General features: G+C 71.9%; 20 protein-coding genes. 14 read left to right on the forward strand and 6 right to left on the reverse strand.

What is annotated here, in order from left to right:
* Positions 1-28 precede the first annotated feature (28 nt).
* The gene (locus tag ACFWBD_RS07290; protein WP_385663887.1) at positions 29-1,654 is read right to left on the reverse strand and encodes a S1C family serine protease; all 1,626 of its coding nucleotides are present in this window, start codon (positions 1,652-1,654) and stop codon (positions 29-31) included.
* Positions 1,655-1,935: 281 nt separating this feature from the next.
* Here ACFWBD_RS07290 and ACFWBD_RS07295 point away from each other — a divergent pair, with 281 nt between their 5' ends.
* The 3 genes from ACFWBD_RS07295 to ACFWBD_RS07305 all read left to right on the forward strand — a co-directional run bounded on the left by ACFWBD_RS07295 (position 1,936) and on the right by ACFWBD_RS07305 (position 4,845).
* Positions 1,936-2,772 (forward strand): glycerophosphodiester phosphodiesterase, encoded by an 837-nt coding sequence (locus ACFWBD_RS07295; RefSeq protein WP_385663890.1) that lies wholly within the window; start codon positions 1,936-1,938, stop codon positions 2,770-2,772.
* Positions 2,773-2,955: 183 nt separating this feature from the next.
* Entirely contained in the window at positions 2,956-3,594 is a 639-nt protein-coding gene (locus ACFWBD_RS07300; protein WP_385663893.1) for an ATP-binding protein, read from the forward strand.
* Positions 3,595-3,879: 285 nt separating this feature from the next.
* Positions 3,880-4,845: a DUF5926 family protein gene (locus ACFWBD_RS07305; protein ID WP_385663895.1), complete on the forward strand. Its 966-nt coding sequence runs from the start codon at positions 3,880-3,882 to the stop codon at positions 4,843-4,845.
* 277 nt (positions 4,846-5,122) lie between these two features.
* Here the strand turns inward: ACFWBD_RS07305 and ACFWBD_RS07310 are convergent, their stop codons facing one another.
* A complete protein-coding gene (locus tag ACFWBD_RS07310) occupies positions 5,123-5,677 on the reverse strand; it encodes a hypothetical protein (RefSeq protein ID WP_385663898.1) in 555 nt (184 codons plus the stop codon).
* Between the two features lie 56 nt (positions 5,678-5,733).
* Entirely contained in the window at positions 5,734-6,399 is a 666-nt protein-coding gene (locus ACFWBD_RS07315; protein ID WP_385663900.1) for a bifunctional DNA primase/polymerase, read from the reverse strand.
* A gap of 530 nt (positions 6,400-6,929) precedes the next feature.
* On the opposite strand from ACFWBD_RS07315, the gene ACFWBD_RS07320 reads away from it, so the two are divergent.
* The 4 genes from ACFWBD_RS07320 (at position 6,930) to ACFWBD_RS07335 (ending at position 13,112) form a co-directional block, all read left to right on the forward strand.
* Complete coding sequence (locus ACFWBD_RS07320) at positions 6,930-8,474, forward strand: SpoIIE family protein phosphatase (RefSeq protein WP_385664188.1); 1,545 nt, start codon at positions 6,930-6,932, stop codon at positions 8,472-8,474.
* A gap of 105 nt (positions 8,475-8,579) precedes the next feature.
* Complete coding sequence (locus ACFWBD_RS07325) at positions 8,580-10,073, forward strand: aminopeptidase P family protein (RefSeq protein ID WP_385663903.1); 1,494 nt, start codon at positions 8,580-8,582, stop codon at positions 10,071-10,073.
* 97 nt (positions 10,074-10,170) lie between these two features.
* Positions 10,171-11,538 carry a PLP-dependent aminotransferase family protein gene (locus ACFWBD_RS07330; protein ID WP_385663906.1) on the forward strand — a complete coding sequence of 456 codons (1,368 nt, stop codon included), beginning with the start codon at positions 10,171-10,173 and terminating at the stop codon, positions 11,536-11,538.
* Between the two features lie 356 nt (positions 11,539-11,894).
* The gene (locus ACFWBD_RS07335) at positions 11,895-13,112 is read left to right on the forward strand and encodes an MFS transporter (protein WP_385663909.1); all 1,218 of its coding nucleotides are present in this window, start codon (positions 11,895-11,897) and stop codon (positions 13,110-13,112) included.
* Positions 13,113-13,183: 71 nt separating this feature from the next.
* On the opposite strand, the gene ACFWBD_RS07340 is transcribed toward ACFWBD_RS07335, so the two are convergent.
* From ACFWBD_RS07340 to ACFWBD_RS07350, 3 genes are all read right to left on the reverse strand, one after another.
* The gene (locus tag ACFWBD_RS07340; protein ID WP_385663912.1) at positions 13,184-14,017 is read right to left on the reverse strand and encodes a triphosphoribosyl-dephospho-CoA synthase; all 834 of its coding nucleotides are present in this window, start codon (positions 14,015-14,017) and stop codon (positions 13,184-13,186) included.
* A 9-nt stretch (positions 14,018-14,026) separates the two neighbouring features.
* A complete protein-coding gene (locus ACFWBD_RS07345) occupies positions 14,027-14,965 on the reverse strand; it encodes an intradiol ring-cleavage dioxygenase (RefSeq protein WP_385663914.1) in 939 nt (312 codons plus the stop codon).
* A 144-nt stretch (positions 14,966-15,109) separates the two neighbouring features.
* Entirely contained in the window at positions 15,110-15,571 is a 462-nt protein-coding gene (locus tag ACFWBD_RS07350; RefSeq protein ID WP_385663916.1) for an ATP-binding protein, read from the reverse strand.
* A 242-nt stretch (positions 15,572-15,813) separates the two neighbouring features.
* Between ACFWBD_RS07350 and ACFWBD_RS07355 the strand changes: the two genes are divergently transcribed.
* The 7 genes from ACFWBD_RS07355 (at position 15,814) to pheA (ending at position 23,266) form a co-directional block, all read left to right on the forward strand.
* Positions 15,814-16,695 carry a hypothetical protein gene (locus tag ACFWBD_RS07355; protein ID WP_385663918.1) on the forward strand — a complete coding sequence of 294 codons (882 nt, stop codon included), beginning with the start codon at positions 15,814-15,816 and terminating at the stop codon, positions 16,693-16,695.
* A 128-nt stretch (positions 16,696-16,823) separates the two neighbouring features.
* On the forward strand, positions 16,824-17,588 hold the full coding sequence (locus ACFWBD_RS07360; RefSeq protein ID WP_385663920.1) for a YcnI family protein: 765 nt from the start codon (positions 16,824-16,826) through the stop codon (positions 17,586-17,588).
* 145 nt (positions 17,589-17,733) lie between these two features.
* Entirely contained in the window at positions 17,734-18,384 is a 651-nt protein-coding gene (locus tag ACFWBD_RS07365; RefSeq protein ID WP_385663923.1) for an SCO family protein, read from the forward strand.
* Positions 18,381-18,860 carry a copper chaperone PCu(A)C gene (locus ACFWBD_RS07370; RefSeq protein WP_385663926.1) on the forward strand — a complete coding sequence of 160 codons (480 nt, stop codon included), beginning with the start codon at positions 18,381-18,383 and terminating at the stop codon, positions 18,858-18,860. Before ACFWBD_RS07365 ends, ACFWBD_RS07370 begins: the two co-directional genes overlap by 4 nt.
* Before the next feature lie 13 nt (positions 18,861-18,873).
* Entirely contained in the window at positions 18,874-20,814 is a 1,941-nt protein-coding gene (locus ACFWBD_RS07375) for a copper resistance CopC/CopD family protein (protein WP_385663929.1), read from the forward strand.
* 8 nt (positions 20,815-20,822) lie between these two features.
* Positions 20,823-22,142, forward strand: a complete 1,320-nt coding sequence (efeB, locus tag ACFWBD_RS07380; protein ID WP_385663932.1) for an iron uptake transporter deferrochelatase/peroxidase subunit — start codon at positions 20,823-20,825, stop codon at positions 22,140-22,142.
* Positions 22,143-22,333: 191 nt separating this feature from the next.
* On the forward strand, positions 22,334-23,266 hold the full coding sequence (gene pheA, locus ACFWBD_RS07385) for a prephenate dehydratase (RefSeq protein ID WP_385663935.1): 933 nt from the start codon (positions 22,334-22,336) through the stop codon (positions 23,264-23,266).
* Positions 23,267-23,794: the final 528 nt, after the last annotated feature.

Consider the following 23,794-nt stretch of genomic DNA (forward strand, 5'->3'; position numbering starts at 1 on the left):
TGGCCCGGCGTCGGCGTCGGCGTCGGCGTCAGCTGTCGCCCTTGCGGGAGCCGAGGGTGAGGTCGACGGTGTGGGACTTGCCGCCGCGCTCGTAGGTGATCGTGACCTTGTCGCCGGGCTGGTGGGTCCAGATCTCGCCGATGAGGGTCGGGCCGCTGTCGATCACCATGTCGTCGAGCTTGACGATGACGTCGCCGGGCTTGAGGCCGGCCTGGTCCGCCGGGCCGCCCGACTCGACCGCGGAGGCTCCGCCCTCGGCAGTGTCGGTGATCTTCGCGCCCTCCGTGGAGTCCGCCAGGGAGACGGACGCGCCGATCTTCGCGTACACCGGCTCGCCGGTCTTGATCAGCTGCTGGGCGACGTACCTGGCCTGGTTGATCGGGATGGCGAAGCCGAGGCCGATCGAGCCGGACTGGGTGGTGCCGCCCAGGCCGCCGCTGCCGGTGGACTGGATCGCGGAGTTGATGCCGATGACGTTGCCCGAGGCGTCCAGCAGCGGCCCGCCGGAGTTGCCGGGGTTGATCGAGGCGTCCGTCTGGAGGGCGCTCATGTAGGAGGCGGCGCTGCTGGTGCCGTCGCTGGAGGCCACCGGGCGGTTCTTCGCGCTGATGATGCCCGTCGTGACCGTGTTGGACAGGCCGAAGGGGGCGCCGATCGCGATCGTCGAGTCGCCGACCGCCACCTTGTCGGAGTCGCCGAGGGTGAGCGGCTTCAGGTCCGAGGGGGCGTTCTTGAGCTTGATGACGGCGACGTCGTAGCCCTGTGCGTGTCCGACGACCTCGGCGTCGTACTTCTTGCCGTCCGGGAAGGTGGCCGTGACCTTGCCGCCGTCGACCGCGTCCGCGACGACGTGGTTGTTGGTGATGATGTGGCCCTGGGTGTCGAAGACGAAGCCGGTGCCGGTGCCGCCCTCGCCGCTGCTGGACTCGGCCTCGATGGTGACCGTGCTGGGCAGCGACTTGGCGGCCACCCCGGCGACCGTGCCCGGGTCGCGCTTGACGTCGCCGCCGTTGGTGGAGGCGGAGACGGTCGTCGAGCCGGTGTCGTCGTCGTTCTTGGCCAGCGTGTAGCCGAGTCCGCCGCCCAGGCCGCCCGCGACCAGCGCGGCGACCAGGATCGCGGCGACGAGCCCGCCCCGGCCACGGCCCGACTTGGGCGCCGGCTGCTGGTAGGAGGCACCCCAGCCGGTTCCCTCGGGACCACCGGGGCCGCCCGGACCACCGAGCCCACCGGTACCGCCGGCAGCGACGTCGCCGGGGCCGGGGGTGCCGTACGCGTGCGTGCTCGCGCCGGCGTCGGCGTAGAGGGGTGTTGTCGGGGCCGGGTTCGGCCAGTCGTCGATGGCGGCCGGAGCTCCCAGAGGGGCCGTTGACGCCTGCGGAGCGGCCGGTGGCGGCCAGTCGCCGTCGGCCGGGGCCGGCGGCGCTCCCTGGGGCGCGGTGGGCGGCGGCCAGTGGCCCTCGGGCGCGCCCGCGGGGGCGTGACCGGCTTCCGGTGCCTGCGCGGGCGCCGCCGGGAGCGGAGTCGTGGGCGCGCCGGCGTCGGGCGCGGGCGCCTGCGGGAAGGCCGAGGGAGATTCCACCGGCACGGGGGGTGCGGACGGGGCCGGGGGTACCTGAGTGCCCTCGCTCTTGCCCTCGTTCTCGGTGCTCACAGCTCTTCTCCTCGATCCACGGCTGTTGTCGTCGGTCGCACTGGGTCACGCTCGTCAACGCTTGTCGCGTTTTCGCGCGCTTTGTCGTCGACCCGGCGCGCTGAAGCTGTGCATGTGCTTTTGTACGTCTCAGCTTTTCCCACGGGCCGTCAGAGCACCATAAGCGGTGGCTGTGGGTCCTTGGCCATTCCTTATATAGGTCATTACGCACAATAAGTGCGCATCATCGAAACATCTCAGAGGGTTCTCAGACGACCGGGCGCCGATGGCACCATGACGCGGTGACCCACGCACGGCAGCACCACATTCAAGTCGTCGCCCACCGCGGGGCTTCCGAGGAGGCCCCCGAGCACACCCTGGCCGCGTACAAGAAGGCGATCGAGGACGGTGCGGACGCCCTCGAGTGCGACGTGCGGCTGACCGCGGACGGCCATCTCGTCTGCGTACACGACCGTCGCGTCAACCGTACGTCGAACGGCCGTGGGGCGGTCTCCGCCCTGGAGCTCGCCGACCTCGCGGCGCTGGACTTCGGCTCCTGGAAGACACGGGAGGCCCGCGAGGCCTGGCACGCGCGCGAGGAGGACCCCGACTGGGAGGTCCGGCCCGAGGACCGTGAGGAGACCTCCGTCCTGACCCTCGAGCGGCTGCTGGAGCTCGTCTCCGACGCGGGGCGCCGGGTGGAACTGGCCATCGAGACCAAGCATCCGACGCGCTGGGCCGGACAGGTGGAGGAGCGGCTGCTGGTGCTGCTGAAGCGGTTCGGCCTGGACGCGCCGGCCTCGGCGGCCGAGTCCCCGGTGCGGATCATGAGCTTCTCGGCCCGCTCGCTGCATCGCGTGCGTGCCGCCGCGCCCACGGTGCCGACGGTCTACCTGATGCAGTTCGTCTCGCCCCGGCTGCGCGACGGGCGGCTGCCCGCCGGGGTCGGGATCGCCGGTCCCTCGATCCGGATCGTGCGCAACCACCCGGCGTACATCGAGCGCCTCAAGGGGGCCGGCCACCGGGTGCACGTGTGGACCGTGAACGAGCCGGAGGACGTCGATCTCTGCGTCGAGCTGGGCATCGACGCCATCATCACCAACCGCCCGCGCGACGTGCTGCGCCGACTGGGTCGCTGAGCCCCACTCGTCGGAAGTCACAGAAGTCACAGAAGTCACAGAAGCCTCGTCCATACCTCTTGACCCCACAGCGCCGTTACAGCATCCTCCGTTCTCAGCCATACCGTCCAAATTCAGCCACTCGCTGACAGGCCCCTCACAGGGAGTGCTCCGGCGCGTTCGGTCCGTGTTCGATCATGACGAATGCGTCTCCGGGGCCGCATTGGCCGGTTTCCGGTACAGGCCAATGGGGCATTCACACCGTGGCGTGGGGCGAAGGAGGTCTCGGGGGTGGCGTTGGTGGTGGCACAGGAGGTGCCCGCGTCGTCGAGCATGGCCGTACCCCATGGCCCTGCGGGCGTGGGGAACGCGAGACACCGCATGCGTGATCAGTTGCGCACGGGTGGGGTGTCGGAATCGGTCATCGACGACGCCGTACTGATCCTTTCCGAGCTCTTGAGCAATGCGTGCAAGCACGGCAGGCCCCTGGGCGACGCCCTGGCCGGGGACGGCGACGTCCGGGCCGCGTGGCGCGTCGATCCGGGTGGCCGGCTGGTGGTCGAGGTCACCGACGGCGGCGGCCCGACCCGTCCGGCCCCGGCCACCCCGTCCGTCACCGCGCACGGCGGCCGCGGGCTCAACATCATCACGGCACTGGCCGACGACTGGGGCGTCCGGGACGACGCCCGCGGCGAGGTCACGGTGTGGGTCATCGTCCACGCGGACGTCTACGACCCCGACGCGGGCTGCCGGCGCGACGACTTCGCGTCCAGGGTCGCGGCTCCTTCGGTGGCGTCGATGCCCGGCCTGAACTTCGCGGACGCGTTCGACGACCTGGACTGACCGGAGACGGCCGGAGACGAGCGCAGGCGGCCAGACAACTCGGAGACCGGCCGGGGACACTCGGAGACCGGTCGGGGCCGGTCGGGGCCGGTCGGGGCCCGTCGGAGCCGGTCGGGGCCCGTCGGAGCCGGTCGGGGAAAGGCAGAGACGGCCCGGGAGATCCGCAGGGCGGAGCGCGGTGATCGTTGTCCACAGCCCCCGCGTCGTCCACAGGTTCCCGTGCCGGAGCGTGCGAACGGCTAGGCTCCCGCCGTACCAGACGAGCCGTACCCGGGAGACACCCAGATGGCCAAGAAGCGACCCCAGACGACGGCCAAGCGGCCGCAGCTCACCGACGCGGACATCCCGGTCGTCGGCGCGCGGGAGCCCTGCCCGTGCGGCAGCGGCCGCCGCTACAAGGCCTGTCACGGCCGGGCCGCCGCGCATGCCGTGACCGAGCTGGTCCAGCGACCCTTCGAGGGCCTGCCGGGCGAGGGCGACTGGGTGGCGCTGCGTGAGCTGGTGCCGGCCGCCACGGTCACGCTGACGCTGAAGGGCGGTCTGCCCGAGGGCGTCCCGTCCGTCACGCTCGCCACCGTGCTGCCGATGGCCTGGCCCGCCCTGCGCCGCGACGACGGCTCCGTGCTGCTCGGCCTGCAGAACGACACGCCGTCGGGCGACATCAGCCGCGACCTGGCCGACACCCTGCGGCGGGCGCTGGAGGCGGACCCCGGCACTCCGGTGACGGCACGCCGGGCCCCGGCCGACGGCCCGCGGATGCAGGATCTGCTCGACGCCGAAGGCGTGTTCGAGCCAGTTGTGCACAGCGGCTTCGAGTTCTGGGTCCCGGACCCGGAGAACGCCGCGCCGGAGGTGGCCGCCTCCCTGGAGCGGGCCAACGCGGCGGCGATCCCGACGGTGAAGCTGACCGGTGTGGACGCCGCGTACTGGTGCGAGACGCCGGAGAAGAACCACCTGCGCTGGGTCATGCCGCACCCGGAGGAGCGGCTTTTGGACGCCCTCGCGCGACTGCACGCGGCGGGCCGTTCGAGCCTCGGGGAGGGCACGCGCCTGGTCGGCTCCTTCCGGGCGCACGGTCTGACGGTGCCGGTCTGGGACCTGCCGAGCGCGGTCACGGCGGACGACGTGGAGAAGCCGGCCACCGAGTTCGCCGAACGGCTCGCCACCGCTCTGGCCTCGGACGCGCCGCTCACGGCCGACGAGCGCCGCGCGCGCGGCGGCCTGACCAACCGACAGGTGACGCTCAGCTGACACACAGGTACGGACCCCGGCCGAACCGACCGACCGGTCAGCGCCCCTTGCGTCGGCGTGCTGCGTGACTCCGCTCACAACTACCGCCCGCGCAGGGTGAGTCGACGCGAGAAGCGCCGATTCGCCGGTGTCCGGAATACCGATGAAAACAAGAGATCGAATTTGCGTGGAGCAGATCTCTTGTTACCGTTCGAGTTGCCCGGTTGCTGATGCATCCCCCGTCGTCAGCAACCGGGTTTTTCCGTGTCCGGCTCCGTTTACAGTGCGCGGTCGCACGTCAACTGCCCGCTTTCGCCCGGGAGTTGCTCCCGGAGCGCAGCAGCAGCGGCCCGTCGTCGGTCGCTCGCGCGAACTCCGCGACCGCCGTGTACGACGCCGGTTCGCCCCGGGTCCGCTCATGGGGCGTCTCGCAGGATTCCGGCTCGTCCTCGGCGCCCACCGCGCAGCGCGTCCGCACGGTGCGCCCCTCGGGCCCCATGAGGCTCAGGAAGGCGTCCAGGGCGCGTCCGGTGGCGTTGCGGTAGTAGGTGCGCGCCCAGCTGTCCTCACCCTGGGACAGCACGCAGGTCTGCGCCTCCACGCCGTCGGGGGAGGTGAGTTCGGGGCCGCAGCGGGCGGCGGTGGCCAGCCCCAGGCCGAGCAGCAGCGGGGACCGGGAGGGTTCGACGGGCGGCGCCTTCGGATCCGTGCCGCCGGTGGCACGTGTATCGGCCACTTCGACCGGTCCGGCCGTACGCCCTTCGTCGCCGGCCGGCCCCGCGGACGCCATGGCCAGAGGTAGCGCGATCGCGCCTGCCACGGCGCCCCCGAGGGCGAGGAGACGAAGGTTCATGTAGCGGAAGATAGAGGGCGGACGCCGGTGTCCTGTCCGGCGCGCGCCCGACACCCCTACAACTCGGGTGCGCTCACACCCGTACGAGTGAGGGCGTCGACGACGGCGTCCACCACGGCCTCGACGTCGGGCACCCAGGGCGAGGCCGAACCGGGCAGCGGCGCGCGCTCCCACCAGATGTCGCCACGGCCCGTCTCGGACGGGGGCAGGGCGATGTAGCCGCCCTCGCCGTGGAAGCGCAGGGAGCCGGGCACGAAGTCCTTGGCGTAGAGCAGCTCACCCAGCTGCTCCATCGTGTACGGCCGGACAAGGATCGACCAGCGGGTGGGCGAGGCGACCACCGGGCCGAGGCGTATGCCCTGCCCGTCGAGCGCCACGAGCGCGCGCGAGGCCGCGAGGGCGGGGAGGCTGACCGCGCAGGGGGCTGTGTCCCCGGTGGCCAGGATGATCGGTGCGGTCGGCCGGTTGGTCCACCACCAGCGCACCATGCGCGCTTCGGTGGTGGCCGCGAGAAGGCCGGGGTCGAAGGGGTGAGCACCGGGGACCGTGCACTCCGGGTCGGGACAGCCGCAGCGGGAACGCCCCTGCGGGTCCGCCGGCACGCCCGGGAGGACGGGCCACTGCCAGTCCGTCGCGAAGGTCAGGGCCGAGTCGATCAACTCAGGTCCTCTGTCGCGGGACTGGGACAGGAGCCTGCGTCGCTTTCCGAGGATCTCGCGCATGAGCGCTCGTTCCTTTCCGTTGCACCGCTGGCAACACCGTGGGCCACATCACATCATGTGTCGATCACTTCACTGTGCGTACCTGTTGGCGCATCACACCCCTGTACCTGTACGGGACAGGGGGAACCCCTCAGGGTCGAGCGGTGGCTGCTTGCGCGGCCACTCCGTCCGACGTGCATCCATCTGGTGCCTGGGCGTGGCGTGGGGTGGCGAAGTCTGGCGTTTACCGTCGCGCGTATTTCTCTCCGCCTCCGCCACGGGAGGATGGGGCACGGTCGTCGATGACTATGACGCCCGGGCCGGTCACCAGGTTCCGGAAGGCTCCCTACGAGCTCCCGACGACACCTGGCCCTTACCGAGTACGTACCCACCAAGACCGCTGTGACGCTCCGTGGAGCAAGCCCAGTCGACCGCAATCACCCCTTACCCGAGGCATTTTTAAGCCAACTTTACGATTACGCAAGGGAGCCGGAAGAACTGTGCCCGATTCTCCCGAAGACCCCACGGACACCAGCAATCCCAGCAGGACAATGCTGGACATCCCCTCACGAGTGCGTGTACATGTGGAGACACCGCTAGCGGCGCAGAATGACATGGGGGTTTGCGATGCTTTTGAGCAATACGCTCCGGTCCGAGAGCCGGACGCCATGAACGCCCCTCACCCTCCGAAAGTGGCTGGAATCGATTCAACGGTTCCCTCGCCCGCACACACTGTCGCGCCCGCGCCCGCCACCCCGGGCACCCCGGGCACCCCGACGGTCCCTGCGGCCCCCTCCGGCGCACCCGGCTCCACCGGCCCGAACGCTCTCCTGACGGACCGGCTCGCCGGCTGGGTCTCCGATCTCACCACCCTCCACGAACTCACCGAACGCCTGACCCGCACGGACGCCCTGCCGGACGCCCTCCAGGAGCTGCTGCACGCGGGAGCCGCCCTCGTGGGCGCCCGGCGCGGTCTCGTCGTCTTCGAGCCCGCCGACCGGCTCGGACCGGACAGCATGATCGGACTGGGGCTCGGCCGCGCCGACCTCGGTCATATCGAGACCGTGCCGCGCAGCGCCCTGTCCTACGGCCGCATCCTCGAGGGGCTGCCCGGCGGCGAGGGGGAGATCGCCGAGCCCGACCTGTTCGCCGAGGACGGCATGGACCCCCGCCACCGCGAAGTGGCCGCCCGCCTCGGCTACGCCGCCAGCTACGCGCTGCCCCTGGAGACGGACGGCGCTCCCGGCCGCCTGGGCGCGGCCGTATGGCTCTACGCCGAACCCGCGGAGCCGGACGAACGTCAGCGCCACCTGATCGGCCTGTACATCCGGTACGCCGCCGAACACCTGGCGCGGCTCCTGGAACTCGAACGCACGCGCGCGTGCATGAAGACGATGGCCGAGGAACTGCTGCCCTCCCGGCTGCCGCGCGTGCCCGGCGTCCAGCTCGCCGCCCGGCATCACACCGGCCCGCGCGGCGGCGGCGACTGGTACGACGCGCTGCCCCTGCCGGACGCCGCCCTGGGCCTCGCCGTCGGGTCCGTCACCGGGTCCGGGCCGAGCGCGGTCGCCGCGATGGGCAGGCTGCGCGCCTCCTTGCGGGCGTACGCCGTGATGGAGGGCGAGGACCCCGTCGCCGTCCTGTCAGACCTGGAGCTGCTGCTCCGGCTGACCGAGCCCGCCCGGTCCGCCACCGCCCTGTTCGCCTACTGCGAACCCGCCCTTCGCAAGATCACTCTGGCCGGCGCCGGGCACTGCCCGCCGCTGCTGGTCGGCGAGCGGCGCACGGAGTTCGCGGAGACCTCCGTCTCCGCCCCGCTGGGCATGCTGGCCTGCTGGGAGGCGCCGAGCGTCGAGCTGGAGGCCGAACCGGGCGAGACGGTTCTGCTCTACACGGACGGCCTGCTGCACCGCACCGGCGACCCCGTCGACCGCGCCTTCGCCCGGCTGCACGCGGCTGCCGCCGGGGTCCCGAAGCAGCTGCGGCACGACCCGGGCGCGATCGCCGACCACGTGCTGCGCACGCTCCTGCCGGACGGGGCGGCCGAGCGGGACAGCGACGAGGACGTGGTGCTGCTGGCGGCCCGATTCGAGTAGCGCGGCGGTGACATCGGGTGACCGGCCCGGCAACAGGTCCATCGGCGCTGGGCCCCCTTACGTACGTCCGTACGATGGAGGGGGTCCAGTGCCGTATCAAGGAGGATGACCGTGGCCGACGAGCTCACCCCGGCTGTGCCGGATGACGCTGCTGCCGCAGCGGGCCCGGAGACTGAGTCCGAGGAGCCCACCAAGCAGCGGAAGAACGGCCTGTACCCAGGCGTCTCCGACGAGCTGGCCGAGAGCATGAAGTCCGGCTGGGCCGACACGGAACTGCGTGACCTGGAGCCGATCGCCCAGGCCGCCGAGACCGCCGCCCGCCGCGCCGCGCTCTCCGCGCGCTTCCCCGGCGAGCGCCTGGTAATTCCCGCGGGCAACCTGAGGACCCGCTCGAACGACACGGAATACGCCTTCCGCGCCTCCGTCGAGTACGCGTACCTCACCGGCAACCAGACGGAGGACGGCGTCCTCGTACTGGAGCCCGTCGCCGACGGCCACAAGGCCACGATCTACCTGCTGCCGCGCTCCGACCGCGAGAACGGCGAGTTCTGGCTGTCCGGTCAGGGCGAGCTGTGGGTCGGCCGCCGGCACTCGCTCACCGAGGCGGCGCAGCTGTACGGCATCCCGGCCTCCGACGTGCGCGAGCTGGCGGACCGGCTGCGCGAGGCCACCGGCCCGGTACGGGTCGTGCGCGGCCACGACGCGGGCATCGAGGCGGCCCTGACCGACAAGGTCACCGCCGAGCGCGACGCCGAACTGCGCGTCTTCCTCTCCGAGGCCCGCCTCGTCAAGGACGACTTCGAGATCGGCGAGCTCCAGAAGGCCGTCGACTCGACGGTCCGCGGCTTCGAGGACGTCGTGAAGGTCCTCGACAAGGCCGAGGCGACGAGCGAGCGCTACATCGAGGGCACGTTCTTCCTGCGCGCACGCGTGGAGGGCAACGACATCGGCTACGGCACCATCGCCGCCGCCGGTCCGCACGCCTGCACGCTGCACTGGGTACGCAACGACGGCCCGGTCCGCTCCGGCGACCTGCTGCTGCTCGACGCGGGCGTGGAGACCCACACCCTCTACACGGCCGACGTCACGCGCACGCTGCCGATCAACGGCACGTACACGGCGATCCAGAAGAAGATCTACGACGCCGTGTACGACGCCCAGGAGGCCGGCATCGAGGCCGTCAAGCCCGGCGGCAAGTACCGCGACTTCCACGACGCGGCACAGCGCGTGCTGGCCGAACGGCTCGTCGAGTGGGGCCTGGTCGAGGGCCCGGTCGAGCGGGTCCTGGAGCTCGGCCTCCAGCGCCGCTGGACGCTGCACGGCACCGGTCACATGCTCGGCATGGACGTCCACGACTGCGCCGCCGCGCGCGTGGAGTCGTACGTCGACGGGACGCTGGAGCCCGGCATGGTGCTGACGGTCGAACCCGGGCTGTACTTCCAGGCCGACGACCTGACGGTGCCCGAGGAGTACCGGGGGATCGGCGTCCGGATCGAGGACGACATCCTCGTCACCCAGGACGGCAACCGGAACCTGTCGGACGGCCTGCCGCGCCGCTCCGACGAGGTCGAGGCCTGGATGGCTTCGCTGAAGGGCTGACACATCGATGGTCGACGGCCGGGTACTGACGGGTGCCCGGCCATCGACATGTCCAGGGGGATCCGGTGGATCCGGGGGACCGTCCAGGGGGGACTGTGTGAACGACTTCTGGTCCGGGGTCGGCGTCGACCTGCATCTGGAACCGGATGCCGCCGAAGGGCGGCGGGCCGGGCTGGAGCGGGCTCTGCGGGACGCCGTGCGGGAGGGGAGGCTGGCGCCCGGCAGCCGGCTGCCGGCCACCCGGCGGCTCGCGGCCGAGACCGGCATCTCGCGCAACACGGTGAAGGCCGCCTACGACCAGCTGGTCGCCGAGGGCTATCTGACGGCGCGGCAGGGCTCGGGCACCCGGGTCGCGGCCCTGCCCTCCGACGCCGCCGAACCGACGGGCGCCGCCGCACGCGCGCGTGAGCCGCGTTTCGACCTGCGGCCCGGGAGCCCGGACGTGGGGGCGTTCCCGGCCGCGGCCTGGCTGCGCGCGCTGCGCCGGGCCATCGCGACGGCGCCCTCACTGGCGTACGACTACGGCGACCCGCGCGGCCGCATCGAGCTGCGCACCGCCCTCTCGGGGTATCTGGGGCGGGCGCGGGGCGTCATCGCACCGCCGGAGCGGATCGTGATCACCTCCGGGTACGTGCAGGGCCTCGCGCTCCTCACGCGCGTGCTGGGCGACGCCGGGATCGCGATGGAGGACCCGGGGCTGCCCTTCCACCGCGAGGTCGTACGACACAACGGCGGGACCGTGACGCCGGTTCCGGTGGACGAGCGCGGGGTGCGCGTCGGGGAACTGGGCGACGCCGGGGCCGTGGTCGTCACGCCCGCGCACCAGTACCCGACCGGTGTGACGCTGCATCCGGGGCGGCGACGGGCGCTGACCGAGTGGGCACGCGCGCGTGACGGGCTGATCGTCGAGGACGACTACGACGGGGAGTTCCGCTACGACCGGCAGCCGGTCGGCGCGCTCCAGGGGATGGCGCCGGGGCAGGTCGTCTATCTGGGCACCGCCTCCAAGACGCTCGGGCCCGCGCTGCGGCTCGGCTGGATGGTGCTGCCGCCGCAGCTGGTGGACGCGGTCGCCGACGCCAAGCTGCACAGCGACCACCACACCGAGTCCATCGGGCAGCTCGCGCTCACCGAGCTGATCCACAGCCACGCCTACGACCGGCACGTGCGCGCGTGCCGGCTGCGATACCGCCGCCGCAGGGACCTGCTCCTGGAACGGGTGGGCGCGCGCCGGGGCGTGCGCGGGATCGCGGCCGGGCTGCACGCGCTGGTGGAGGTCGACGACGAGGCGGAGGTGCTCGCGCGCGCCGAGGCGGAGGGGCTCGCGGTGGGCCGTCTCGGCGAGCACTGGCACACTCCCGGCGCGGGACGTCCCCAAGGGCTGGTCGTGGGGTACGGGACGCCCCGGGAGCGGCTGTATCCGGAGGCGCTGGACGTACTGACGAAGGTCCTGGGCCTGAACTGACCGGGACCGGACCCGGCGGCCTTGACGACGGCGCGGCCGACGACCTGGTCGACGGGCCCCACGCCGTGATTCCTGTCCGACCCGAACCCGCCCCGGCCACGGATCCGGTCCGGGTCCGACGGGGACCGGCCACGGGTCCGACGGGGACCGGCCACGGGTCCGACGGGGACCGGCCACGGGTCCGACCGGGACCGGCCACGGGTCCGACGGGGACCGGCCTCAGATCAGACCAGGGTCGGACGGGATCGGCCTCGGAACGAACCCGGATCGGCCCCGGGTCTGCCCCGGATTGGACCAGCTTCACGGCCTGTGATTGGTGCTGTCGAGCGGCCCACTGCGGATCTAGCGTCATCGGTATGTCGAAGACTCGCCCAAGGCGGCTGCTCGCTCTCGCCCAGTTGAGCAATTCGGTCGGGGACGGCGCGTACTACACGACGTCGGCCCTGTACTTCACCCAGGTGATCGGTCTCGCCCCCGCGCGTGTGGGCCTCGGGCTCACCCTCGGGTGGGCGGTCGGCTCACTGGCCGGGGTGCCGCTGGGGCGACTGGCCGACCGGCGCGGGGCGCGTGGGACGGCGGTGCTGCTGGCCCTCGCGACCGGGCTCGCGGTGGCCTCCTTCACCCTCGTGCGCGGGTTCGTGCCGTTCGTGCTCGTGGCGTGCGGGTACGCGGCCGCGCAGTCGGGGCTCGCGGCGGCCCGGCAGTCCCTGCTGGCCGGGCTGGTGCCCGCCGGGGAGCGGACGGGGCTGCTCGCGCGGCTCCAGGCGACGCTGAACGCGGGTCTGGCGGTGGGCGCCGGGCTCGGCGGGCTCGCGCTGCACGCCGGGACACGGGACGCGTACCTCGCGGTGTTCGTGGTCGACGCGGTGAGCTTCCTGGTGTGCGCCTCGCTGCTCGCCGGACTGCCCCGGGTGGCCCCTGGAGGCGTCCGTCCGCGCGGGAGCGGCCTGGGCGTGCTGCGGGACCGGCCGTACGCCCTGGTGGCGCTCCTGAACACCGTGCTGCTGCTGCGGATGCCGCTGCTCAGTCTGGTGCTGCCGCTGTGGATCACCGAGCGGACCGGGGCGCCCGCCTGGCTGGTCTCCGCGCTGTTCGTGCTCAACACCGCCGTGGTGACGGTGTTCCAGGTACGGGCGGCGCGTGGCGTGACGGGACTGGCGAGCGCCACGCGCGCGGTGCGCCGGGCGGGCTGGGTGATGTGCGCCGCGTGCGCGGTGTTCGCCCTGTCCGCGGGTGCCTCGCCGTGGGTTGCGACGGGCGTGCTGGTGCTGGGGTCGGTGCTGCAGGTGGTCGCGGAGATGGGGCAGTCCGCGGGCTCCTGGCAGCTCTCCTTCGACCTGGCGCCGGCCGACCGCGTAGGCGAGTACCAGGGGTTGTTCGGCACCGGCGTCACGGTGGCCCGTACCCTCGGCCCGCTGGTCCTGACCTGGCTGCTGGTCGAGTGGGGCACGCCGGGCTGGCTGCTGCTGGGCGCGGCGATGGTCGCGGCGTCGTACGCGATGGGCCCGGCGGCCCGGCGGGCCGCAGCCGACCGGACGACCGAGCCCCCGGTCGCGTTGATCCCGGCGACCTGACGGCACCGCACACCCTGAGCACGCACTGAGCACGCCCTGAGGCGGCTTGAAGAGCCCCGTCCTCGTCCGGCTCAGGCCGCCCGGGTGAGTACGGCGACGGGCAGGGCGTCCACGAAGAGCGCGCCCGCCAGGAGGCCCGCGCTGCCGCGTGGGCTCCACGCGCGCGTGTGGAGGTCGGTGTCGAGGTCGGAGAGGGCCGCGCGGCCTGCCGGGGTCGCCGTACCGCCCGCCTCCAGGATGCCGCGGGCACCGGCCTGCACATGACGCAGACCCAGGGGGCCCGCGGTGTGCAGGAGTTCGGTGTCCTGGAGCGTCGACATGACGGTGAGCAGGGCGTCGAGTCGCGCCTCGGGCTCGTCCGCGCCGGCCGAGCGGGCCGCGGCGAGCGCGTCCAGGGCCCGCCGTACGTGCGGGAATCCGGCGCGTGCCTCGCCGCGGGCGCCGGCCGCGCCGTACTTCGCCGAGACCGTCGCGCCTCGCGAGGGCCGCCGTGGAGCCGCCCGGTCGGGGTGGGCGGCGATCCGCTTGGCGGTCGCGGCGACGTCGACGCCCCGCGCGCGGGTGTCGAGGGCGGCCGCCGCGACCAGCAGGCCGAGCGTCCACAGCGCGCCCCGGTGCCCGCCGCCGGCGAGGCCCACCGAGTGTTCGGTGCACCTCCCGATCGCGCCCAGCTCCGCGCGGAGCCGGGGCGTGGGTTCGCCGGTGCGGCGGGCGGCCGCGGCCATCGCCGCGAGGCCGGGTGCGAGCGCCTTGGCCGACCAGCGCAGCCCGCAGTGGTCCTTGCGGGTGACGCGGGCGGCCAGGTCGCGTGGGTCGGGCAGGCCCGGCTTGGGAGCCAGGGCCAGTTGCCCCGTCAGCGCGGCCACCGCGGCCCGCGCGAGCGCCTCGTCCTCACGGCTTGTCATGTCCCGACCTTATGAGGAGGCGGAGGCCGACGGGGCGTCACTCGGCGGGGTGCCCGTCGGGGCTTCGCCGCTCGGGGGCGTGCCGCCGCCTCCGCTGCCCGCGCCGGTGCTCTCGGCGTCGGGGTCGACACCCAGGGTGATGGACCCCTTGTAGCCCTTGGAGGGGTCGGCCTTGTGCACGGCCTTCAGGGTCAGCAGGCCGCTGGAGGTGCCACCGCCGTCGTAGACCATGTCGTTGTCGAGGGTGGTGTAGCTGCCGGAGTGCCGGGAGTAGGGCTCCAGCGTGAAGATCTCCTCGGCGACGTCGTCGGGGAAGAAGAGCTGGCCGGTGTAGTTGACCTTGCCGCCCTCGTAGGTGCCGTCCTCCTTCTCGCCGCCCGTGTGCACCTTGAGGTGGATGTGGCAGGTGCGCGGGGTGTACCAGCCCGGGAAGATCGTCTCGAACTTGACGACCCCGTTGGCGTTGGCGATCTGGTAGCCACGCAGGTACGTGTTGTCGTCGGCGGTGGAGCCGTCCTCGCTCTCCGCCGGGGCCGAGCCGCCGGGGTTGGCGGTCGTGTAGCCGGAGTAGTAGCCCCAGGCGTCGCAGTGCCAGATCTCGACGGCGGCTCCGGGGACCGGCGTGCAGCCGTCGGTGGCGTCGACGACGGTGAGGCGCAGGGTCAGCGGCACACCGCTCTTGCCCTCGGTGATGTCCTTGCGCACCAAGGCACCGTCGAGGTAGTAGGGCCCTTCCGTGACGCTCGTCATCAGCGTCATGCAGCTGCTGCTCGTCGAGGTCGAGGTGGCGGACGCCGACGCGCTCGCCTCGGTGTCCGCGGCCGTGTCCGCGAAGGCCGACTGGTACCCGGCGACGGCGAGTCCGCCGGCCGCGACCGTGCCGCCGGTCACCGCGAGGGCGCGACGCCGGGTGATGGTGGAGTCTTTGTGGTTTCCCGTCATGAACATGAACGTAGGAACGCCACCAGTCAGCGGCATGGGGGAACGCTGAGAGGAACCTGTGAGTGCTGAGAAAGCTGAACTCCCGCTGCCGGAAGGACTCCTACCGGCCCTGACCGGCCAAGATCGGCGCCCGGCGCGCCTGACGGACGGTCAGACGGCCATGAGAGGAGCGTCCTTGCGCCACTTGAGGATCTTGTCGAAACTCACCACCGCGCCGTTGCGCCCCGGCTTGTTGCCGATGTGGACATGGTCGGCGAGTTCCTGGATGAGGTAGAGGCCGCGGCCGTGCTCGGCGTAGGTGTCGCTGTGGACGGAGCGGTCGGCCCGGGAGGTGCGCCCGCCGGCGAAACCCGGCCCCGAGTCGGCGACTTCGATGCGGCACTTCTCGCCGTCGAGATAGGCGGTGACGCGGTACGCCTCCGAACAGCCGCCGCGCGCGGCGCCCCCGCCGTGCTCGACGGCGTTGGCACAGGCCTCGCTCAGGGCGACGGAGAGGTCGTAACTGACGTCGGGATCGACGCCCGCCGTCTCCATCGTGCCGAGCAGCAGGCGGCGGGCGAGCGGAACGCTCGCGGCATCACGCCGCAGATGGAGTGACCACCAGATGCTCATGCTCCAGCCTCCAGGCCGCGGCTCGACATACCGATACGTATTGCCCCTCAAGGCCCTGCGTAAGCGCGAATTCCACGTGATGCCGCCCATATGGGGGATGCCCGCGGCTATGAAATCGGTGTATGTAGGACTCAGGGTCATCAGTCGCACCAGTCATCACAGAAGGTGATCTTCCGCATCGTACGGAATCTTGTGGACCTGCCGTATGGCCGCGGTGAGGCCAGTGCGATGATGAGCCCGCCATGACTGCCCCCCACAGCGAGCGCTCAGGTCGCGATCTACGGCTGCTGCGGGCCTCGGTGTTCGCCGCGGTCTGCGTCGTGCTGGCCGCGGCCGGGCACACCATCGCCTCCTGCGCCACGGTTCCGCTGTGGACACTGGGCGCGGGATTCCTGGGCGCCCTCGCGGTCGTGGTACCGCTCGCCGGACGCGAGCGCTCGCTGCCGGGCATAGCGGTGCTCCTCGCGGTCGGGCAGACCGTGCTGCACACGCTGTTCGGACTCGGCCAGCACACCGCCTCGGTCACTGCTTCCGTCACCGCTTCCGCCTCCACCACGGCGTCGGCCATGTCCGACGCCACGCTCGTCGCCCGGGCGGCCCGGCTGGTGTGCGGGGCAACGGCGGCGGCGATCAGCCCCGCCCAGGCCCAGCGGATCCTCGTCGACGCCCGGCTCTACACGAGCGGTGGCGACGGCGACGCCGCCGCGGGCGCTGCGGACATGAGCGGCATGAGCGGGATGGGATCCGCGCACCACCCCGCGGACGCACTGACCACCGCCGGCACCTCGATGTCCCTGCTGCCGTCCCTGCCCATGCTGCTCGGCCACCTCCTCGCGGCCGTCGCCGCCGGATGGCTGCTGCGGCGCGGCGACACGGCCCTGCTGCGGTTGCTCGCCCTGTCGGCCCACGGCATCGCCGAGGGGGCGCTCGTACGCTCCCTGCGCGGGGCGCTCGCACTGGCGCGCGCCCTGCTCGCCGGGCTGCCCGCCGTACCCGGGGCGGGACCGCGCGTACCGCGCACCGCCCTGCTCGCGACAGCGCCCGCACCCCGTACCACCGCACTCCAGCACTCGGTGATCAGGCGCGGCCCGCCGGACGTATCCCTTCTCGTCCTCGCTGCCTGACGCGACACGACCAGCACTCCACCGCACCCGGGGGGAACGGCCGCTGTCGTGCGGCACGCGCGCGTGCGCACCTCCGTGCCCACGCCTCTCTCACCCGCAGATTCACTCAGAGTGGAGTGCTCGCTGTCATGAAGGCCTCTCGTATCGCCTCCCGCGTCGCCGCCGCCGCTGCCGTCGCCGGTTCCGCCGTTCTCGTCCTGTCCTCGCCCGCCTTCGCGCACGTCAGCGTCGCCGCCGAGGGCACCGCCGCCAAGGGCGGCTACGCGGTCGTCGACTTCAAGGTTCCCAACGAGCGGGACAACGCCTCGACCACCAGGCTCGAGGTCACCTTCCCGACCGACCACCCGCTGGCCTCCGCGATGCCGGAGCCGATCAACGGCTGGAAGATCGAGGTCACCAAGTCGAAGCTCGCCAAGCCCATCGAGCTGCACGGCAAGCAGATCTCCGAGGCCGTCTCCAAGATCACCTGGACCGCCACCGGCAAGGGCATCGAGGCCGGCTACTTCCAGAAGTTCCCGGTCTCCGTCGGCGCGCTCCCCGAGGACGCCGACGAACTCGTCTTCAAGGCGATCCAGACGTACTCCAACAAGGAGGTCGTGCGCTGGATCGAGGTCCAGGAGGACGGCGCGGAGGAGCCGGAGAACCCGGCCCCCGTGCTCGCCCTGGCCGCCGCCTCCGAGGACGAGCACTCCCACGGCACGACCGCCGAGGACGCCTCCGACGAGTCCGCCGACGACGCCAAGGCGGCCGCCTCGACGACCGAGGCGGCCTCCGACTCCGACAGCAGTGACACCACCGCCCGGGTCCTCGGCGTGGTCGGCATCGTCGTCGGCGCAGCCGGTGTGGCGTACGGCGTCCTCGCCGGCCGCCGCCGGACCACGACCGAGGCCTGAGCCCCACCCCCGCGTCGGGCGGCCGTCGTCGCCCGACGCCTGCTTCTCGACGGTGCGCACCGGGGCCGTACGCACGCCCCTGTCGTACAACCCGCCCCGTACACCCCGGTGCGCGCCGGAGTTCACACATCTGGGACATTTTTCTATGCGCAAGAAGACGTTCGCCGTGGCCGCGCTGCTCGCCGCCGCCACCCTCACCCTCTCCGCCTGCGGCAGCGGCGACAGCGGCGGCAGCCCCGTCGCCGTCGTCTCCGAGGACGGCAAGCAGCAGGCCGCGACCGTGCTCGACCAGCCCTTCACCAAGCCCGACCTGGTCCTCACCGACACCCAGGGCAAGAGCTACGACCTCCGCAAGGAGACCGCGGGCCACCCGACGCTGATCTACTTCGGCTACACCAACTGCCCGGACGTCTGCCCGCTGACGATGAACAACATCGCCGTCGCCAAGAAGCAGCTGTCCCAGGCCGAGCAGGACGAGCTGCGCGTCGTCTTCGTCACCACCGACCCGGACCGCGACACCCCGGCCGCGCTCGGCAAGTGGCTCAAGGGCATCGACGCGCAGGTCGTCGGCCTGACCGGGAAGTTCGCGACCATCCAGGCCGCCGCCCGCACCCTCGGCATCTCCGTCGAGGCGCCGCACAAGGACAAGAACGGCAAGATCGTCTCCACCCACGGCACCCAGGTCGTCGCCTTCTCCCCGAAGACCGACGGGGGATACCTCCTGTACGGCGAGGACGCCACCGTCGACGACTACACCAAGGACCTCCCCAAGATCGTCAAGGGCGCGAACCCGTGAGGCGTGCGAAGCCCGCCGGGCCCGTCCGGCTGCTCGCCGCGCCCCTCACCGTGATCACCGGGGCGCTGCTGCTCACGGGGTGCGGGTCGGACTCCGACGGGCGGGCCGAACTGTCCGTCCGGGCCGCCTACATCCCGCAGCCCGTCTCGGACACCATGGCCGCCGGCTTCCTGACCATCGTCAACAAGGGCGGTACGAAGGACGAGCTGACCTCCGTGACGAGCACCGCGGCGGACAGCGTCACCCTCCACGAGACCGTCGGGTCGTCGATGGAGGAGGTCACGTCCCTGGACGTGCCCGCGCACGGTCAACTCGTGTTCAAGAGCGGCGGGAACCACCTGATGTTCGAGAAGCTGAAGAGCAAGCCGGTACGGGGCAGGACGGTGACCGTCGAGCTGCACTTCGCCGCGTCCGACCCCGTCGAGGTCGAGATTCCGGTGGAGTCCGCCACGTACAACCCGAAGACCGGCCACTGAGGGAGGGACCACCTTGACGCAGACCATCGTCCCCCGCGTCCGGATGCTCGTGCTGCTGTTCCTGGCGGTCACCGGTGCGCTCCTGGCCGCCGCCGGGCCCGCATCCGCGCACGCCGCGCTGACCGGCAGCGACCCCGCGCAGGGGGTGGTGGTCGACAAGGCGCCCACACAGGTGTCGCTGACCTTCTCCGAGACCGTCTCCATGAACGACGACTCGCTGCGCGTCCTGGACCCCAAGGGCACCCGGGTCGACACCGGCAAGCCGTCCGAGGTCAGCGGCACGACCTACGCCGTGCAACTGCACTCGGGGCTGCCCGACGGCACCTACACGGTGACCTACCAGGTGGTGTCCGCCGACAGCCATCCCGTCGCCGGCGCCTACACCTTCTCCATCGGCTCCCCTTCCAAGACCAGCGTCTCGGTGTCCGACCAGGCGGCCGGCGGAGGCGTCGTCGGCTGGCTCTACGGCTTCGGCCGGTACGTGTCGTACGCCGGGTTCATCGTGATGACCGGCGGGGCCGCCTTCGTGCTCGCCTGCTGGCAGCGTGGCACCGGTGTACGGGCCCTGCAGCGGCTCGTCGTCTCCGGCTGGGTCGCGATGACCGCGGCCACCCTGTTCCTGCTTCTCCTGCGCGGCTCCTACACCAGCTCCGGCAAGGCCGGTGACATCTTCGACCTCGACCTCCTCGGGGAGGTCCTCCAGACCAAGACGGGCGCGGCCCTGGTGTCGCGGCTGCTGCTGCTCGCCGCGGCCGCGCTGTTCATCGCCGTGCTCTTCGGCGCGTACGACAAGCGCGAGGGCGAGGAGAAGCGGGACCTGACCTTCGGACTCGCCATCGGCGGAACCGTCGTGGCCGCCGGACTCGCGGCCAGCTGGGCCATGGCCGAGCACGCCTCGACCGGACTCCAGCCCGGCATCGCCATGCCGGTCGACGTGCTGCACCTGCTGGCGGTCGCGACCTGGCTCGGCGGACTCACCGCACTCCTCGTCGCCCTGTACCGGGCACCCGCCGACCGGCCCGTCGAGGCCCCCGCCGCACGCCGCTTCTCCCGGCTGGCCTTCAGCAGCGTCCTCGTCGTGGTCGCCACCGGCACCTACCAGTCCTGGCGCCAGCTCGGCTCCTGGTCCGCGTTCACCGACACCCGCTACGGCCAGCTGCTGCTCGTCAAGATCGGACTCGTGGCGCTGCTCGTCGGCGTCGCGTCGGTCTCACGGCGGTGGACGGCACGGCTGGCGGACACGACCACCAAGGAAGCGGTACGCGAGTCCGCACCCGAGAAGGAACGCGTCACGGCGTCGGCCGCGACCGGCGACACCGTCAAGCAGGCGTCCGGCGACGCCGAGCCCGGCTCCGGGAACGCCAAGCGGGCCGCGCAGCTCGCCCGGCAGCGGGCCGCCGTCGACGCCACCCGGCAGAAGCGGCAACGGGACGCCGACCCCCAACGCTTCGGCCTGCGCCGCTCGGTGCTCGCCGAGGCCGGCGTCGCCGTCGTGCTGCTCGCCGTCACGACCGTCCTGACCTCGACCGAACCCGGCCGTACGGAGCAGGACGCCGCTGCGGCCGGCCGGGCCTCGTCCTCCTCCTCGTCCTCCACGGGGGACTCCGCGTCGGGCGCCCTGACCCTGGACATGTCCTTCGACACCGGCGGCACGGACGGCAAGGGCGTGGTCAGCGTCGACCTCGACCCCGCGCGCACCGGCGCCAACGAGATGCACGTCTATGTGACCCGCCCCAACGGCCGCGCCTTCGACGTGCCCGAGGTCAAGGTCGCCTTCACCCTCGAAGCCAAGGACATCGGGCCGCTGCCCGTCACCCCCGACCACATCACGACCGGCCACTGGTCGGCGAACGGCGTGCAGATCCCCATGGCCGGCGAGTGGGAGATCTCCGTGACCGTGCGGACCTCCGACATCGACCAGGTGACCGTCTCCAAGAACGCGCAGATCGGCTGAACCGCACCATGCCCGACCAGTCCATTCCGCAGTCCCGCCCCGAGGCCCGCACCCCCGTGGACACAGAGGAGGGTGCCCCCTCGGACACCCCCTCCCCCGTCGAGGGTTCCGAGGGGCTGACGCGGCGCAGGCTGCTCGGCACCGCCGGCGCCACCGGGCTCGCGCTCGGCGCGGCCGGCGGGGCCGTCGGCTACACGGCCGCGCCCTCACAGGCGACCCCGCTGTCCTCGATCGGCGCCGGCGAGGCGATGTTCCACGTGAAACATCAGCCGGGCATCACCCAGGGTCTCCAGGCCCGCGGCCATCTCGTCGCCTTCGACCTCGCCGCCGGCACGGGCCGCAAGGAGGCCGCCGCGCTGCTGCGCCGCTGGTCGGAGACGGCCCGGCGGCTGATGGCGGGCGAGGCCACCGCCACCGACGACACCGACGTGGCCCGGGACGCCGGACCCTCCTCGCTGACGGTCACCTTCGGTTTCGGCAACAGCTTCTTCACCCGCACCGGCCTGGAGAAGCAGCGCCCGGTCGCCCTGGACCCGCTCCCCGACTTCTCCTCCGACCACCTCGACAAGACGCGCAGCAACGGCGACCTGTGGGTGCAGATCGGCGCGAACGACGCCCTGGTCGCCTTTCACGCCCTGCGCGCGATCCAGAAGGACGCGGGCGCGGCGGCCAGGGTCCGCTGGCAGATGAACGGCTTCAACCGGACGCCGGGCGCCACCGCCCACCCCATGACGGCCCGCAACCTGATGGGTCAGCTGGACGGCACCCGCAATCCCAAGCCCACCGAGTCGGACTTCGACCAGCGCATCTTCGTCCCGGCGGACAGCACGAAGGACCCGGCATGGATGGCTGACGGCTCCTACGCCGTCGTACGCCGTATCCGCATGCTCCTCGACGACTGGGAGAAGCTCTCGGGAAAGGCGCAGGAGCAGGTCATCGGGCGCCGCAAGACCGACGGGGCCGCGCTGTCCGGCGGCACCGAGACGACCGCGATGGACCTGGAGAAGACCGACGCGAACGGCGATCTGGTCGTCCCCATCAACGCGCACGCCCGTATCACCCGCCCCGACCAGAACGGCGGCGCCGCCATGCTGCGGCGACCCTTCTCCTACCACGACGGCATCGACCCGGACGGCACCCCGGACGCGGGCCTGTTGTTCGTCTGCTGGCAGGCGGACCCGTTGCGCGGCTTCGTCACCGTGCAGCGCAAGCTGGACCGCGGCGACGCCCTGTCGCGGTACATCCGCCACGAGGCGAGCGGTCTGTACGCGGTGCCGGGCGGGGCGGCGAAGGGCGAGTACGTGGGGCAGCGCCTGCTGGAGGCGTGAACCCCGGGGCGGGAAGACCGGGGCTTGACGCCCGAGGCTCGACGTCCGGGACGGGAAGGCCGGGAGCCGGAAAGGCCGGGAGCCGGAAAGGCCGGGACGGGAAGTTACGCCTCCCCGGGCGGATTCATTCCTGCGTGGGGCTGTCCTGATACACGTACACCTGCTTCGGCAAGGGCCATTAGGGTGAGGTCATGCCAGCGAGCTATGCGTATCTCGGCCCCGAGGGCACCTTCACGGAGGTCGCCCTGCGCACGCTTCCGGAGTCGGCCACCCGCCAGCTGATCCCGTACGTGTCGGTGCAGTCCGCGCTGGACGCGGTGCGCACCGGCGAGGCCGAGGCCGCCTTCGTGCCCATCGAGAACTCCGTCGAGGGCGGGATCACCACGACCCTGGACGAGCTGGTCGCGGGCACCCCGCTGATGATCTACCGCGAGGTGTTGCTGTCGATCACCTTCGCGCTGCTGGTCCGGCCCGGCACGAAGCTCGCTGACATCAAGACGGTCTCCGCACATCCGGCCGCGCAGCCGCAGGTCCGCAACTGGCTGAAGGCGAACCTGCCGGAAGCCGCCTGGGAGTCGGCCGCCTCGAACGCGGACGCGGCCCGGCTGGTCCAGGAGGGCCGTTACGACGCCGCCTTCGCGGGCGAGTTCGCGGCCGCCCGGTACGGGCTGACCGCCCTGGAGACCGAGATCCACGACGCCGAGAACGCCCAGACCCGCTTCGTGCTGGTGGGCAGGCCCGCCCGGCCCGCGGCACCGACCGGCGCGGACAAGACGTCCATCGTCCTGTGGCAGCGCGACGACCACCCCGGTGGCCTGCGCGACCTGCTGGGCGAGTTCGCGACCCGGGGCGTCAACCTCATGCTGCTCCAGTCCCGCCCGACCGGCGCCGGTATCGGCAACTACTGCTTCTGCGTCGACGCCGAGGGCCACATCTCCGACCGCCGGATGGCCGAGGCACTCATGGGGCTGAAGCGGATCTGCCGTGAGGTGCGCTTCCTGGGCTCGTACCCCCGCGCGGAAGTCAGCGTGGCGGACGTGGCGGCTCCGCTGCCCGGGACCTCGGACAGGGAGTTCGTGACGGCGGCGGACTGGGTGGCGCGCTGCCAGGACGGCCGGTTCTAGAAGCCGTCCCGGCCGGTCCTGTCTGCACATCCGGCCGGTCCTATCTGCACATCTTCGTTATCCACAGAAGTTATCCACAGGGCCGCTTCTCGACCTGGGGACAAGTCGACAACGAAGTGCCACCCGGTCGACAAATCGCCCTACAGCGCCCTGCTGAGGCCCCCACCCCTAGGGTCACCCTTCGCCCACTTGTTTCCTTCCGTTTCCTTCGATCAACCCTTTGGGGCGGCCCATTTCCACCCGAAAGAGGGTCGGGGTCGGGTTTGGGCAAGGAATTACCCAACCCGCACGGCGGTATCGGAATGATCAATTCCCATGTCCACAGATCTTTCGCACACCCTGTGGATAACCGTTCGGGGAGCGGGGCCACCTGTGGACAACACCTCCCCCAAGTCCCCCCTCTCGCAAGGGAATCGAGTCAACGAGGCGCCCGCCTCATGCCCCGTCCCAGGGAGTGAGACACTTTTTATTGACACGTTGGGCAATTCACTCATAACGCAACGTAAGCCATGATTCGGAACGGGTCGC

This window comes from Streptomyces sp. NPDC060002, assembly GCF_042737245.1.
Taxonomy (GTDB): Bacteria; Actinomycetota; Actinomycetes; order Streptomycetales; family Streptomycetaceae; genus Streptomyces.